General features: G+C 34.0%; 15 protein-coding genes and 1 pseudogene. 12 read left to right on the top strand and 4 right to left on the bottom strand.

Annotated features, from left to right (window positions below; genetic code table 11):
* Positions 1-46: 46 nt before the first annotated feature.
* Positions 47-733, top strand: a complete 687-nt coding sequence (locus ACQKN2_RS05130) for a diphthine--ammonia ligase (RefSeq protein WP_427414002.1) — start codon at positions 47-49, stop codon at positions 731-733.
* A gap of 157 nt (positions 734-890) precedes the next feature.
* Here ACQKN2_RS05130 and ACQKN2_RS05135 read toward each other — a convergent pair whose 3' ends face one another.
* Complete coding sequence (locus ACQKN2_RS05135; protein ID WP_427414003.1) at positions 891-1,562, bottom strand: NAD(P)H-dependent oxidoreductase; 672 nt, start codon at positions 1,560-1,562, stop codon at positions 891-893.
* Positions 1,563-1,724: 162 nt separating this feature from the next.
* Here ACQKN2_RS05135 and ACQKN2_RS05140 point away from each other — a divergent pair, with 162 nt between their 5' ends.
* On the top strand, positions 1,725-2,594 hold the full coding sequence (locus tag ACQKN2_RS05140) for a LysR family transcriptional regulator (RefSeq protein WP_427414004.1): 870 nt from the start codon (positions 1,725-1,727) through the stop codon (positions 2,592-2,594).
* A gap of 208 nt (positions 2,595-2,802) precedes the next feature.
* Here the strand turns inward: ACQKN2_RS05140 and ACQKN2_RS05145 are convergent, their stop codons facing one another.
* Positions 2,803-2,913, bottom strand: coding sequence for a YjcZ family sporulation protein (locus ACQKN2_RS05145; protein WP_427414005.1), 111 nt, complete (start codon positions 2,911-2,913; stop codon positions 2,803-2,805).
* A 305-nt stretch (positions 2,914-3,218) separates the two neighbouring features.
* Here ACQKN2_RS05145 and ACQKN2_RS05150 point away from each other — a divergent pair, with 305 nt between their 5' ends.
* Positions 3,219-4,421: an MFS transporter gene (locus tag ACQKN2_RS05150; protein ID WP_427414006.1), complete on the top strand. Its 1,203-nt coding sequence runs from the start codon at positions 3,219-3,221 to the stop codon at positions 4,419-4,421.
* A gap of 263 nt (positions 4,422-4,684) precedes the next feature.
* On the opposite strand, the gene ACQKN2_RS05155 is transcribed toward ACQKN2_RS05150, so the two are convergent.
* Positions 4,685-5,590 (bottom strand): NlpC/P60 family protein, encoded by a 906-nt coding sequence (locus ACQKN2_RS05155; protein ID WP_427414007.1) that lies wholly within the window; start codon positions 5,588-5,590, stop codon positions 4,685-4,687.
* Positions 5,591-5,882: 292 nt separating this feature from the next.
* Here ACQKN2_RS05155 and ACQKN2_RS05160 point away from each other — a divergent pair.
* The 7 genes and pseudogenes from ACQKN2_RS05160 to ACQKN2_RS05190 all read left to right on the top strand — a co-directional run.
* A pseudogene (locus ACQKN2_RS05160) lies at positions 5,883-5,966 on the top strand (SDR family NAD(P)-dependent oxidoreductase); the annotation flags it as partial.
* A gap of 135 nt (positions 5,967-6,101) precedes the next feature.
* On the top strand, positions 6,102-7,634 hold the full coding sequence (locus ACQKN2_RS05165; RefSeq protein WP_427414008.1) for a thiol-activated cytolysin family protein: 1,533 nt from the start codon (positions 6,102-6,104) through the stop codon (positions 7,632-7,634).
* Positions 7,635-8,017: 383 nt separating this feature from the next.
* Positions 8,018-8,473: a hypothetical protein gene (locus ACQKN2_RS05170; RefSeq protein ID WP_427414009.1), complete on the top strand. Its 456-nt coding sequence runs from the start codon at positions 8,018-8,020 to the stop codon at positions 8,471-8,473.
* A gap of 237 nt (positions 8,474-8,710) precedes the next feature.
* Complete coding sequence (locus ACQKN2_RS05175) at positions 8,711-9,154, top strand: NUDIX hydrolase (RefSeq protein WP_427414010.1); 444 nt, start codon at positions 8,711-8,713, stop codon at positions 9,152-9,154.
* Between the two features lie 46 nt (positions 9,155-9,200).
* Entirely contained in the window at positions 9,201-9,761 is a 561-nt protein-coding gene (locus ACQKN2_RS05180; RefSeq protein WP_427414011.1) for a histidine phosphatase family protein, read from the top strand.
* 1,047 nt (positions 9,762-10,808) lie between these two features.
* Positions 10,809-11,714, top strand: a complete 906-nt coding sequence (locus ACQKN2_RS05185) for a cation diffusion facilitator family transporter (protein ID WP_427414012.1) — start codon at positions 10,809-10,811, stop codon at positions 11,712-11,714.
* 244 nt (positions 11,715-11,958) lie between these two features.
* Complete coding sequence (locus ACQKN2_RS05190) at positions 11,959-12,090, top strand: hypothetical protein (RefSeq protein WP_427414013.1); 132 nt, start codon at positions 11,959-11,961, stop codon at positions 12,088-12,090.
* Between the two features lie 449 nt (positions 12,091-12,539).
* Here the strand turns inward: ACQKN2_RS05190 and ACQKN2_RS05195 are convergent, their stop codons facing one another.
* Positions 12,540-12,743, bottom strand: coding sequence for an RNA polymerase subunit sigma (locus ACQKN2_RS05195; protein ID WP_323645980.1), 204 nt, complete (start codon positions 12,741-12,743; stop codon positions 12,540-12,542).
* A 206-nt stretch (positions 12,744-12,949) separates the two neighbouring features.
* Here ACQKN2_RS05195 and ACQKN2_RS05200 point away from each other — a divergent pair, with 206 nt between their 5' ends.
* Both ACQKN2_RS05200 and ACQKN2_RS05205 read left to right on the top strand, forming a co-directional pair.
* On the top strand, positions 12,950-13,201 hold the full coding sequence (locus tag ACQKN2_RS05200) for a hypothetical protein (protein WP_427414014.1): 252 nt from the start codon (positions 12,950-12,952) through the stop codon (positions 13,199-13,201).
* Between the two features lie 78 nt (positions 13,202-13,279).
* Positions 13,280-13,510 carry a hypothetical protein gene (locus ACQKN2_RS05205; protein WP_427414015.1) on the top strand — a complete coding sequence of 77 codons (231 nt, stop codon included), beginning with the start codon at positions 13,280-13,282 and terminating at the stop codon, positions 13,508-13,510.
* The last annotated feature ends 327 nt before the right edge of the window (positions 13,511-13,837 follow it).

The following is a 13,837-nucleotide window of genomic DNA, read 5'->3' on the forward strand; positions in this document are numbered from 1 at the left end:
GAAAGAGCTTATAAAAAGTTATTAGAATAAAAGGGGAAAGATAGGAATGGCAGAATTAGTAGACTGGAAAAATAATGCTCAAGGGCATCCATTTATAGCTTCATTTAGCGGAGGAAAGGATAGTGTCTTAGCTTTATATAAAGCAATGCAAGTTGGAGAGGCAGTTGGACTAATCGTCATGATGGAGGAAGAAGGGAAACGTTCCAGATCTCATGGAATGCCGCCGGAACTCATACGTGCTCAAGCTAATTCTATAGGTTTACCTGTCTATACTGCAGCAACAAGCTGGACCGATTATGAAAAAGTATTTATGAGCCTGTTAGAAAAAGCTAAAAATCAAGGTGCAGAAGTTTTAGTAACAGGTGATTTAGATATGCCTGAACATGGCTGCTGGCATGACAAGGTTACGAAAAATGCTGGTTTAAAACTAGGCATGCCTTTATGGGAAATGAACCATCGTGAAGCTGTCGATGAATTTATAAACCTAGGATTCGTTACCATCATTGTCACTGTTAATTTATCATTAGGTATGCGAGAGGACGATTTAGGGCGAACGTTAACCCATGAATACGTAAAAGAGCTGGAAGCGCGCGGTATTGACCCTTGCGGAGAAGGTGGAGAATTCCATACTACAGTATTAGATGGTCCAATTTTCAAACATCCTATTCCAGTTCGTAAATGTGATGTTATTAGAAGCAGAGAATATGCTTTTTTGCCTTTGGAACTAGATTAGATTGTAGTTAGGGATTATGGGCTGCGGAGAAGTATAGAATAGTATAAAATATAAGAGCCTTTACTACATTTAATTGTAGAAAGGCTCTTTCATGTTGTTTCATCCAATAATTAACTCTTATTTTTTTATACAAGTATTACAAAACACAAATGGATAATTAGTTAATCCATTGAACAACTTTTTCTCGACTTTGTCTGGATTTTTCATGGGCTGGTTCTTTAGATCGGTAGCCGAACGCTGCCATAACTGATACACCAAATTTCCCACTATCTAATAATCCTTCATGTTCAAGAACTTCTGTTACTTTATCCATATTGAAACCTTCCATTGGACAAGAATCAATTCCGATTAATGCTGCGGCAGTTAACATATTGCCTAATGCAATATATGTTTGTTTACTAGCCCAGTCAAATAGTGCTCGTTCACTTTCATACAACTTAAAATCAAATTGTTGGAAGTTTTCATACGCCTTCGTCATATCCGCTACGATATTTTCAGGAAGCATTTTAACGTTTTTAAATAGATTTTGTACATAATCAGAATTAGCTTTTGCATCTTTCCGAGCAAGAAAAATCACTAGATGACTTGCGGTAGGTAGCTGGCCTTGTCCTCCAAAACTAACTTCTTTTAATTTTTCTCTAATCTCCATATTTTGAATAACTAAAAATTTCAACGGCTCAAATCCTAAGGAACTTGGTGATAGTCTACCTGTTTCTAAAATAAATTCGAAATCATCTTCTGAGATTTTTTTAGTTGGATCAAAAACCTTCGTTGCATGTCGAAACATATAAGCATCAATAATCTCTTGTTTTTTAACTGAATTGTTCATACTCATTACCGCCTTCTCACTATTTTTGTACACGCTATTTAATTTGAACCAACTTTTATTATTGGTCACTGGATAAATTGTAATTGATGTTGTTAGTTTAGTAAAATAGATATAAATGAATGAAACGTTCAATAGAAGTGAACGCAAAAGGAGAAGAATAGTATGGAACTTCGTCATCTTGTAACTTTTAAAATGATCGTAGATAAAGGAGGATTTAAAAAAGCCGCCGATCAACTTGGATATGCGCAATCCTCTGTGACAAATCACATTAAAGAATTGGAAGAAGAACTAAACCAGCCTTTATTTGATCGCTTAGGGAAGAAAGTGGTTCTTACTAATTTCGGAAAAGAGTTTTACCCTTATGCCATAAAAATTATGGATCTCTATACGGAAATTAAAGAAAAGGCAAACCGATATGATAAACCAACAGGGAATTTGACTATTGGGGCTTCAGAAGCCTTAACAAGTTACCGCTTACCTCAAATTTTGTTGGATTATAAAGAAAGGTACCCTGAGGTGAACTTATCTATCACGTCTATTAACTATCGAAATATTCCTTTAGAACTTCAACAAGGTAATATCGATTTGGCGTTAGTAATAAAAAAGAATGATTGGAAAGAAAAAGATTTACACAGTGAAAAAATTAAACAAGAACCAATGGTGTTAATTACACCTTTAAAAGATAAACCAAAAGGAAACAGTAAGACTGTTCTTTATTCAGAACAAAATTGCACCTATAAAAGTATATTTAATGATTATCTTTCAGAGTTTCATATTGAGATTGAGGGGAGTGTAGATTTCGCAAGTCTAGAACCTATTAAGCAATGTGTTATGAATGGGCTCGGTATTTCTATGCTCCCTTACTTCACTGTGAAAAATGAACTAGATAATAAGTTATTAAACGGGAAGATTATTAAAGATGATCAATATGCAATTTCTACATTTGTTACTTATCATAAAGATAAATGGGTTTCTCCAGCGATGGAGAGTATGATCCATTTAATCCAGTCCTATTCTAAGTATTGGGATTGATTTAATCATTATAGCTACTGATAATACCGTCAAGTAGCTGAAGATTTAAGTGTTTTCTTCCTGTCTATTACTAAAAATAATGTATACACATTGATTAAGTAAACTATTAAAAGGGTCACTGGAGGAAAGTGACCCTTAAGAACGGGAGGTGTATAGGATTATTTTGTATAATCCTATACATTATGAGCATTAGAGGCGGTATTTGGTATTAGTAAAAGCCTATAAAGCTAGTACCAACAATAATCAATAGAATGAATAGAACAACGATGAGCGCAAATGTTGAACCAGAACTAGAACCGCCACCGCAATATTCAGACATAGTAATTTCCCTCCTTTCAATATTCTATAATATGAATCGTAGTTAAAAGGATTTGCGATATTTATCTACTAAAAAAATGAAAATAAAATTAAATATCCAGGGATTTTATAAAAGGGGGAAGCTCGAAAAAGTTGTGGGAGGCAGTTATTCGTTTAATACCAGAAGGTTGCGCCTAAAGTCGACTGGATTAGAACTACGGTGTTTGCATCAGCACTTTTAATCTCTTTATATGAGTATAAGGTAGATTCCTTTTCTTAATTTTTTGTATAATGACATTATTCAATTTTATTTTAGAGGAGGATACTATGATGCAAGGTTCTTGGAGAGCATTGGTATGGATTGGATTATCAGAATTATGTGCTTTAAGTTTATGGTATAGTGCATCTGTTATCGCGCCCGAACTAATTACCATTTGGGAACTTGGCTCTAATTCAGAAGCTTGGCTGTCCGCTTCTGTTCCTATTGGATTTGTCATAGGCGCATTATTTAGTTCCTATTTTGGGGTAGCTGACCGTTTTAATCCTCGAAAGGTTTTTGCCATTTCAGCATTTCTAGGGGCACTTTTGAATGCCTTGCTAATACTAGTCGATTCCGGCTTTTTCGGTATTCTCTATAGGATTTTAACTGGCATAACCCTCGCAGGTGTTTACCCGATTGCAGTAAAAATGTTATCACAGTGGTTTCCAAAAAAACGTGGGTTAGCCATTGGTATCTTAATCGCGGCATTAACTTTAGGATCATCTTTGCCGCATTTTGTTGTGATGTTCTTTTCTTCATTAAGTTGGAAACTTGTGATCATTTGTAGTTCGGTATTGGCTCTCTTATCGGCTATTATAGTCACTTACATGTTAGAAGACGCTCCCGTAACATCCCCAAAAACGCCATTCTCGTTCAAGTTAATAAAAAAAGTAATGATGAATAAACCAGTAATGCTTTCGAACTACGGTTATTTTGGCCATATGTGGGAATTGTACGCGATGTGGACATGGCTCCCTGGATTTTTGACAGCTAGTTTTATCATCAATTCATCTGAAACTCCTCATTGGTTCATTGCATTATCCTCATTTATGTCAATTGGAATTGCAGGAGGGATTGGGTGTGTAGTTGGTGGACTTATCTCAGATAAAATCGGAAGAGCCAATTTAACGATTATTTCTATGGTGATCAGCGCTATCTGTTCAATAGTAATAGGTTTTACATTTGGACAATCGATTTGGTTAACACTCATCATTTCTATGATTTGGGGGATGTCTGTCATATCCGATTCCGCTCAATTTTCTGCAGCAGTCTCAGAAATAGCCGAAGTTGAATATGTAGGTACTGCCCTTACATTTCAAATGTGTATTGGTTTCCTAGTTACTATATTTTCTATTAATCTCATACCTATTATTCAAAGAATCATTGGTTGGGAATGGGTCTTTACTATATTAGCGATTGGACCAATTCTTGGAATACTATCTATGGTCAAATATAGACGCTACGAGTTCAATGGACAACAGGAGAATTAATGATTGAGAAATCAAAAGAACCTTTTAGCAAAGTATTTGATATTTTCATTATCATGAAGCGGGGATTTAAGCTACATATCACATTTAGCAATAGAATTATTTTTGATACCAAACAGAATAGTTTTTAAGTCAGTACAAATTAGTACTGGCTTTTTTTATATGTATAGTGATTGGAAGTAGGGAGGGGTGTGAAATAATATTGCCTAGAAGCGAAAGAACGAAAAAAGGCATCTCATCAATAGATGAAACACCTTTTCTTGAAATTATTGAGCTACTCGTTGGATAAAGGCATCTAATTGTACTAGTGTGACATTGTCGTTCACCCCGAAAGTATTGTCACCTTTACCAACCGTAATTTTATTGGAAGCTAGAATGGATACATAATTGTAAGCCCAATGCGTACTTGGAACATCAACAAATTGTTCTATTGTTCCTTGTTGTTTTAAATGGAATGCTTCCACTAAAATTTTTGATAATTGACCACGTGTCATAGGAGAACCTGGATTAAATTTCCCATTTTCATCACCCGTAAAAACGCCGATTTTTTTAAGTGCTTCTGCAGCACCTGCATATTTAGACGATGGTGTTACATCTGGAAAACTTGAATTTGTGTTACTAGTATCTAAATTTAATTGCTTAGCCAGTTTAAGAGCTACCTCTCCACGCGATGCATAAACGTTAAAGTCGATTTGAGCATCTTTTACTTCTCCATCAGTGAAGTTTGCTATGCGTTTTGCCCCTACGTAACGAGATCCCCAGTAATAAGGATCATTGAGTTTATCGATTTTTACCCCAGAACTTGTAGTAGCTGAAATAAAATTGCTGTCGCCTATGTATATGCCAACATGGGAAACACCGCTTCCCGAAGTATTAAAAAATACAAGATCACCAGCCTTCAACTGAGCTTTCGCAATCGAAGTACCTTGCTGATATTGAGCACTAGATGTACGTTGTAGTGAAATCCCCAACTTAGAAAAAACGATTTGTGTATATGCTGAGCAATCTATGCCTGTCTTAATGTCTGTCCCTCCATATTGATAAGGAACACCTATATATTCTTTTGCTGTATTTGTTATATCTGCTATTGTTGCCGCTTTCGCATCATGAACACCCATGCCTGTGAAGAACATAAACGATGCGAAAATGGGTAGTAACCATTTTTTCTTCAATGAAATTTACTCCTTTCAAAAAGCTTTCACTTTTTAATAAAGTAAGAATAGCATGAAACAGGCATGAGTTATTTTTCAATCATATTACCGATTCTCGTTAAACAGCAAAATTGAAACCTTATTTTTAACTGTGTAAAACTTCTGCAATAATCATGGGCAATTTTACTAAAAAAAATTTAAATAACTGGATGGGTAGGGTTTAAAGGGGGAATTTGGATATTTCATCCAACTGAAAAACCGTTATTTATTTTTAAGTGATTCCCTTTTAGAAACAGCAGAAGAATTCAAACAGGTTATAGATGAATACCCGAAAGTAGATATTCTTATTAACAACCTAGGGTTTTTTGAGCCAAAAGGTTATTTTAATATCTCAGATGTTGAATGAAACCTTTACCCGAATAAGTAATTTCCGCTATGCAATTACGATTCAGAAAGTCAAACCTAATGCTAAAATACTATATTTCAACAAAACACTTTTGTGGTATAATATCCCTAAAAAGGGGTGGATTTTTTGGGAAATCGAAATCATTTTAACGTAATAAAATTTCTAGTAAGCTTATCTGTTATTTTATGCATTATAAATTATCCGATTATTTCCTTTGCTGAAACACTTGATACCCACTTATCTAGTGAAAAAAGCAAATCTAATGACATTGATACTGGTATTGCAAACATGAACTACAATAACAATGAAATTTTAGCAGTGAAAGGAGATAAGATTGATCGTTTCGTACCAAGAGAAGGTATTAACTCAAATGATAAATTTATAGTAGTTGAACGTAATAAAAAATCACTTACAACTTCACCGGTGGACATTTCAATTATCGATTCTATGGCGAATCGTACCTATCCAGGAGCTTTACAACTTGCAAATCAAGCTTTTGTAGACAATCAACCTAGTTTATTGGTGGCTAAAAGAAAACCGCTAAATATAAGCATAGATTTACCTGGTATGAAAAGAGAAAATACAACGACCGTGGATAATCCTACATATGGTAATGTATCTGGTGCAGTAGATGAGCTAGTATCTACTTGGAGTGAAAAATATTCAACAACTCATACTTTACCCGCAAGACTCCAATATTCAGAAGCTATGGTTTATAGCAAATCTCAAATAGCAAGTACGCTAAATGTTAACGCCAAAGTTCTTGATAATTCACTAGGAATTGACTTTAATGCGATTGCAAGTGGAGAGAAAAAAGTGATGGTTGCGGCATATAAACAAATATTTTATACCGTAAGTGCAGAACTACCTAACAATCCATCAGACCTTTTTGATGATAGTGTTTCTTTTGAAGAGTTAACGCGTAAAGGGGTAAGTAATGAGGCTCCTCCCGTTATGGTGTCAAATGTAGCTTACGGCAGAACAATTTATGTGAAATTAGAAACAAACTCTAAGAGCAAGGATGTACAAGCTGCATTTAAAGCGTTACTGAATAATGTCAATACGAATGTAGAAACTAGTGGACAGTATAAAGATATTTTTGAAGAAAGTTCCTTTACTGCTGTAGTATTAGGCGGAGATTCACAACAGCATAACCAGGTTGTCTCAAAAGATTTTAATGATATTAGAAAAATAATAAAAGATAATGCAGAATTTAGTCTTAAAAATCCAGCATATCCAATTTCATATACAAGTGTATTCTTAAAGGACAATTCAATTGCTGCTGTTCATAATAATACAGATTATATCGAGACGACATCTACGGAATACTCTAAAGGCAGCATCACCCTTGATCATTATGGTGCATATGTTGCTCAATTTGAAGTAGCCTGGGATGAATTTTCATATGATGAAAACGGAAAAGAAGTGCTATCCCATAAAACTTGGGATGGAAACTGGAAAGACAAAACGGCTCATTTCTCTACAGTAATACCACTTCCGGCTAATTCAAAAAATATAAGAATTTATGCAAGAGAATGTACAGGTCTTGCATGGGATTGGTGGAGAACAATTATTGATGAATACAATGTTCCATTATCAAAAGAAATAAAAGTTTCAATTGGTGGAACCACATTATACCCAACAGGTACTATTAATTAGGTATTCCTCATGAGAGGTAATTTTTCATAGGCTGTGAGAATTAATTTTTCATGATTAAGATGTAAACTCCAATCTAAACTAGGGCTTGAAGTGGGTAAATGGTAAAACTAGTTATTAAAATACATCATCCTGGAAAAACAAACGGCTGAGACTCTTGTAACACAAGAACTTCAGCCGTTTCTATTTTTTAAAACACCTCTCCTAATAAAAAGAACACTCCCAAAGACTCACTCAGTGCTGTACCTCCATACATCGTAGCGTTGAAGTTAGTGAAGAAATTGAACCTTTAAGCTTACACGAACCAATAAGGATAACGACATAATATGGAAACTATTTTGTAACTTAGTTTAAACGAGTTCGTCGAATGGTAAGGAGGGATATGCATGAAGAAATATTTTTTATATTTAATAGCTCTTTTAGTACTTACCATAACGGGATGTTCAAATACTAATGGATTGTCGGGAGAAAAGCCTCCTAAAGTCTTTATAGACATTGAAAACAAAAAATTTGAAACGACACTCGGTACTTATTGTTGGCAAACTGGATGCGTTGATACTGTTGGACCAGTTGAACTTTTAGAAGGCAAAAATCCTATAAAAGTTAAATCTGGTGAAAAAATAACGCTTGTCATGGACTATGAACCAAAACCGAATGAATTTCATGTTGCACAAATAAGTAATAACAAGGAAACTGAAGTAATGGTCAAAGACAATCATTTTACTGCACCTACACAACGTGGCGTTTATTATTACTCTTATGGCGTATGGTGGAAGGATGAAAAGGAAGCGAATGTATCTCATGGTGATGCTTTCTATGCCTTCGCCTTAGAAGTAGAATAGTTATTCCATTAAAAGGCGCGATATGGATCAACAAAAAATGAAAAAATGATTAAACATACAAACAAAATAACTGAAAAAGAATCTATTTAGAATCAATCTTTTATTCAAATAGATTCTTTTTGATTTGACTGTTTTCGAAAAGTTTGTTGCTATTCAACTTACGAAGCAGTTTAGCGGAACAAGAAGGATACATCAATAGCCTTGTGGAAGTATTATTATTTGGAGGGGGACTTTAAAATGTTTATCGTAAATGTTGAAGGTGCTATAAGGAAAAATGATAAGTGGCTTATTATTGAAAGAAGCAAAAAAGAGGAACATGCTGGTGGTTTGCTTTCTCTTGTTGGAGGTAAGGTAGATAGAGAAGGGAATTCATCAGACATATTAGAGAGAACAGTGAAGCGAGAAATATTAGAAGAAGTCGGTGTGAACGTAAAAGACAGGTTAAATTATGTATATAGTACATCATTTCTAACAGTTAAAGGTGAAAATGTAGTGAATATTGTTTTTCTTTGTGAATATGAATCTGGGGAAGCATTTTCTAAAAGTACCGATGAGGTCGAAGCGGTATTATGGTTAACAACTGAAGAAATATTAAGCCACCGCAATTCACCAATATATTTAAAGGAAAGTATTAAACATGCGGAGGCATTGATTCAAATTCAGTTGTCATCAATGCTTTAAATTTATAATAGAAGTAAAGTAGTTATACATAAATGGGGGAATTTGTATGAGAAAAAGGCTATATATTGTAAGACATTGTGAAGCACAGGGGCAACTTCCGGAGTCACATCTTACGGAAAAAGGATTGATGCAAGCAAAATATTTATCTAGATTTTTCTCAAATACTAAAATTGACCGAATTATTTCAAGTCCTTTTTCACGTGCAATTCAGTCAGTAGAACCAATTAGTGAGAAAACAAACATAAAAATAGAGATTGATAAACGTTTATCAGAACGTACACTAAGTACTAAGGATTTACCTGACTGGCTTGAAAAACTAAAAGCAACATTCAATGATATGGAGTTAAAATTTCAAGGTGGAGAGTCAAGTAAAGAGGCTATGAACCGAATAGTAAGAGTTGTAGATGAAGTTTTTATAAGTGAATCTGAAAACACAATTATCGTTACTCATGGAAATTTAATGTCTCTGCTGCTAATGAATTATGATAACAGCTTTGATTTTGATTGCTGGAAGAATCTTAGTAATCCTGATGTGTTTGTATTATGTTACACAAACAATGAAGTAAATATGGAACGTTTATGGCAAGAAGAACTAATAGAAAAATAGTCAATTTTCTTAAATAAGAGGACGTCTTTTGGAATGCCTCAACACATTCAAACGATTGGATTTTGTTAGGGTAAAGAAATGATTGTGAAGATACTATAGAGTACTTTAGTTAAATTTCAATTCACGAAATATCAAAACTAAAAGGCGGATTTAATCTACACGTTTTGTAGATTAAATCTGCCTTTTGTTTTAAAAGCAACAATCTTTCGGAAAACAAAATTTTATTATTATAGTAATAAGTATGTATAATGGCGACTTTAGGCAAACTCGAAATTTCGACTTTGGCTAAAGTCTAAGAAGCAATTTACAGTGAATCTTTTCAGAGTAACTATAGCTATCGAACCGCTTTTCGTTTCTGTTCGATTTTTCGAAATATCAAAGAAATCATTGTAATCACAAAATAAAGTAGGACAAAGTTTAGAATTACACTATTTTCACTTTTACTCGCTATATAAACGTATAAGCCTACTACCAACGCAAAAATTAATGGTTTGTACATTGAATTCATCATCAATCCACCTTTTCTTAATACTTAAAATGAGTTTGCAATATTTCATTGGAGTACAACGTTTTAATATGGTAAAGGTCTATATGTAATAAATTAGCATATTGAACACAAAATGGAATGTAGGATTTTTATTTTGGTATCAAAGATATTTCAGCCTAAAATCAACGCAAAGGGACCAGGGCGATATCAACTAGTACCTATATCAAGGACTGTAGCAAAAATGATCAAAGCAAGCAAATATGATCCTGTTTATGAATAACATAATTTTGCTTCGATTGAGAACGACTTTAAATGTTCATCTAGCTAAGGTGAAACGTCTATTTTAGAGCAACCCATAAATTTTATTAATTTGGTCTAAGGCAACTTATTTTTACGCCCGAATTTTATTTAGTAATGGTAAAAAAGGTTGCTGTAGACCCACTCGATATTCGTCTGTTATCATAGTTGAGTATTAATTGAAGGAAGAAGAGTAAAGGGTATTTGAGGAAAATTCTTCCCACATTTTTTATGTACAAAACTCTTACTCGGAGGAGATATAAATGGTTAGTGAGAGAGAACAAATTAGCAAAAAAGTTGCATGGATTGCACTTATATCCAACCTAATTCTTATGATAGGTAAGATCTTCTTTGGTCTTTTTGGTGGTAGTGAGGCTGTTTTTGCAGATGGGATTCACTCTGGAGCAGATGTAGTAGCTTCGATTGCTGTGCTAGCAGTAGTCGGTATTTCTAATAAACCACCTGATAAGGATCATCCCTTTGGGCATGGTAAGGCGGAGGTTATTAGTGAAGCGATCGTTGGCATTATTTTAATAATAGTTTCCCTATATATTTTAGCAGAAGCAATTTTAGCATTTTTTGAAAAACCGAGCGTACCTCAATACAGTGCATTGATTGCGGCAATAATTTCTTACATAGCGAAAGAAATATTATATAGATACTCCATAAAACAGGGGAAAAAGTGGAATAGTAAGGCTATTATAGCGATTGCGTTAGATCATAAAGGGGATATTGTTGCTTCCCTTGCCGCATCTATTGGCGTCCTCTTAGCAATTATAGGAAATGCAATTGGATGGACATTTTTGTTATACGCTGACGCTATTGCAAGTGCTTTAGTAGCTTATTTTATTTTTAGAATCGCAATGGAATTAGTTAAACCTTCTGTTGATGTTTTAATGGAAAAAAGTGTGGATCAGGAACTTTTAGACGAGTATGAAGCTACTATTCATGAATTTAATCAAGTGCAACGAATAGACAAAATCCGTGCAAGAGAACACGGTCACTATAAGCTTCTCGACATCCGTCTATCACTAAATCATGATTTAACAATTAAACAAGGCCATGATATAGCTCGTGAGATAAAAAATGCGATAATAAAAAAATACCCTGATGTAGGGGAAGTCCTTATCCATGTAAATCCATACTATTTAGAACCTAATCAAGAGTAGTCCTACAATTTTGCGCAGGTTGAACTGGTGGCGCTAATATCGATGTAGTTATTGCTTGTTTTACAGTTTAAAGGACGTAATAGCTAAGTTCCAAGTAAGTACCTCAAAGTATTTGTAGGTAAATACATCTCAACAGGTCACATTTATTGAATAAAGAGGTTACATCATTTTGAAATTTTGTCTACGATAAAAAGTATAAATCACCCCAAAACGGACAATTTAATAGTTATTGGAGGTGAGTACATTGGCAAAAGAAAAGCAAAAGAAAGAATTAGAGCAAGAAGAATTCGGCATGGAATTTAGTCCAGAAGAATTAGAAGTACCTGAAGAAAAAGAACAAAAGAAAGAACAAATTGATAATAAAGAAAAACAGTAAGAAGAATGAATGCCACAATCTTCGGGTTGTGGAAAATCACAAAAAAGCCATAACGCGGTCGTTATAGCTTTAGGTATTGCGAGAATAACTATATAGACATTTTTATTTTGTATGGATTTTAGCTTATTTATACATTAGCTGTGAAGCAGAAAAATTATGTATTTGCGGGATAGCACAGTCCATTAACAATTTGGGGCGATGCATGCAACAGGTTGCTATCCCAAAACAAGTGTATGTACTAGTATTTAAAAACATTACAACTAGAAAACTGTGTATTCCTCTCCTTTTACTATTAAGTGAATTGAAGAAGGAAAAGCGTAAAATTATTATAGTCAAAAGGTAGACACCAAGTTAAACTAGTTTATCTTAACATTATTATTTATATGATTTAATAACTAAGTTTGTATAGTTCATCGCCTTTAGAAATGAAAAATGCAGAATAGAAATATCTATTCTGCTTCTGTGCTTTTTTCCATTTCTTCTTTTTTACTTCTAAGTAGCAATGCAATGAATAAAAAACTTGCTACCCAAAACGAAAAGAAAAAATTTTCAAGCAAAGCCAAATTATTATTTTTGAAATAGTCCCAAACCGTTGTAAATAAAAACAGTGTTACAAAGAAAGTGATATATAAGCATTTTCCGAATGTAGTCAATTTAAGCACCTCGATATGTAATATAAGTAAATTAAAATAACGTTAAAAGGGTCACTGGGATGGAATGACCCTAAGTAACAAATGGGGGAGGTCGTGACGGTCAACTAACGCCACAACCTAAGTGCGTGCGATACACTCAATAATAATCTGTACAAATTTAGGTTTTCTATACATAAAAGCCGCAACGTATTACAAGTAAGCATCCAATGATTAATTTACATGTTTTCAAATATCGTAATTTCGCCATTGGTTCAGTTTTAATATTTATTGTATTCGCATTACTTTTAGCACTTGCGATTCTTATGCCAATGTATTTAAAAGGATCTTTATTACTTACAGCAACAACTGCTGGGTTAGCGATGATAATTGGAAACATCTTCAATGCCGTCTTTGCTCCAATTGTCGGAAAAACTTTTGATCGTGTTGGTCCAAAACTTTACTTGCGTTTTGGGTTCTGATGCTTAGTTATTTCAACAACTATTTTATTCTTTGTCATTAGCGCCACGACACCACTTTGGTTAGTAATAGTTCCATGTATGATTTTCTACGTAGGTGTATCAACAACAATTATACCGGCGCAAACAAACTCACTTAATGATTTACCAAAACAGTTGTATTCACACGGTTCCGCGGTCATGAACACACTTCAGCAAATTGCAGGTGCAGCAGGTACACAATTTACATTTGGCGCTATTGTCATTGTGGCCGAAATCGGTCTACTATTAGCATTTTTTGTGAAACGCCCAGCAAATCATTCAACTAGTTGATAATTTATAAGAAATGATTATTTGCAAACTATGCAGCAAGCTAGTCGGCAATAAAAACAGAAACGTCAGGATCATTGGTAAATCATTGATCCTGGCGTTTTTAGTTACTCTTAAATTTGAAAAACAGCGTTTGAAAGAAGGGGATTGAAGGATATATTGTTAGAGACGATTGAACTTTATCATATGAATCTTCTATAAACATTCGTATTTTAGTGGTAAAGGCTATTCAACTATCGGCTGGATACTTCATCAATCTAATTGTAGAAGTTTTTGAGATTGTATTACAAAAACTTATCGATATGAAGAAGGAAATTATTAAACTATTAT

Origin of the sequence: Lysinibacillus sp. NPDC093688, assembly GCF_050280145.1 — a bacterium.
Classification (GTDB): domain Bacteria; phylum Bacillota; class Bacilli; order Bacillales_A; family Planococcaceae; genus Lysinibacillus; species Lysinibacillus xylanilyticus_B.

Excerpts from the sequence above, each read along its gene's own strand:
- ACQKN2_RS05130 (WP_427414002.1), top strand. The coding sequence starts at position 47 with ATGGCAGAATTAGTAGACTGGAAAAATAATGCTCAAGGGCATCCATTT.
- ACQKN2_RS05135 (WP_427414003.1), bottom strand. The coding sequence starts at position 1,562 with ATGAACAATTCAGTTAAAAAACAAGAGATTATTGATGCTTATATGTTT.
- ACQKN2_RS05140 (WP_427414004.1), top strand. The coding sequence starts at position 1,725 with ATGGAACTTCGTCATCTTGTAACTTTTAAAATGATCGTAGATAAAGGA.
- ACQKN2_RS05145 (WP_427414005.1), bottom strand. The coding sequence starts at position 2,913 with ATGTCTGAATATTGCGGTGGCGGTTCTAGTTCTGGTTCAACATTTGCG.
- ACQKN2_RS05150 (WP_427414006.1), top strand. The coding sequence starts at position 3,219 with ATGATGCAAGGTTCTTGGAGAGCATTGGTATGGATTGGATTATCAGAA.
- ACQKN2_RS05170 (WP_427414009.1), top strand. The coding sequence starts at position 8,018 with ATGAAGAAATATTTTTTATATTTAATAGCTCTTTTAGTACTTACCATA.
- ACQKN2_RS05175 (WP_427414010.1), top strand. The coding sequence starts at position 8,711 with ATGTTTATCGTAAATGTTGAAGGTGCTATAAGGAAAAATGATAAGTGG.
- ACQKN2_RS05180 (WP_427414011.1), top strand. The coding sequence starts at position 9,201 with ATGAGAAAAAGGCTATATATTGTAAGACATTGTGAAGCACAGGGGCAA.
- ACQKN2_RS05185 (WP_427414012.1), top strand. The coding sequence starts at position 10,809 with ATGGTTAGTGAGAGAGAACAAATTAGCAAAAAAGTTGCATGGATTGCA.
- ACQKN2_RS05200 (WP_427414014.1), top strand. The coding sequence starts at position 12,950 with ATGATTAATTTACATGTTTTCAAATATCGTAATTTCGCCATTGGTTCA.
- ACQKN2_RS05205 (WP_427414015.1), top strand. The coding sequence starts at position 13,280 with ATGATTTTCTACGTAGGTGTATCAACAACAATTATACCGGCGCAAACA.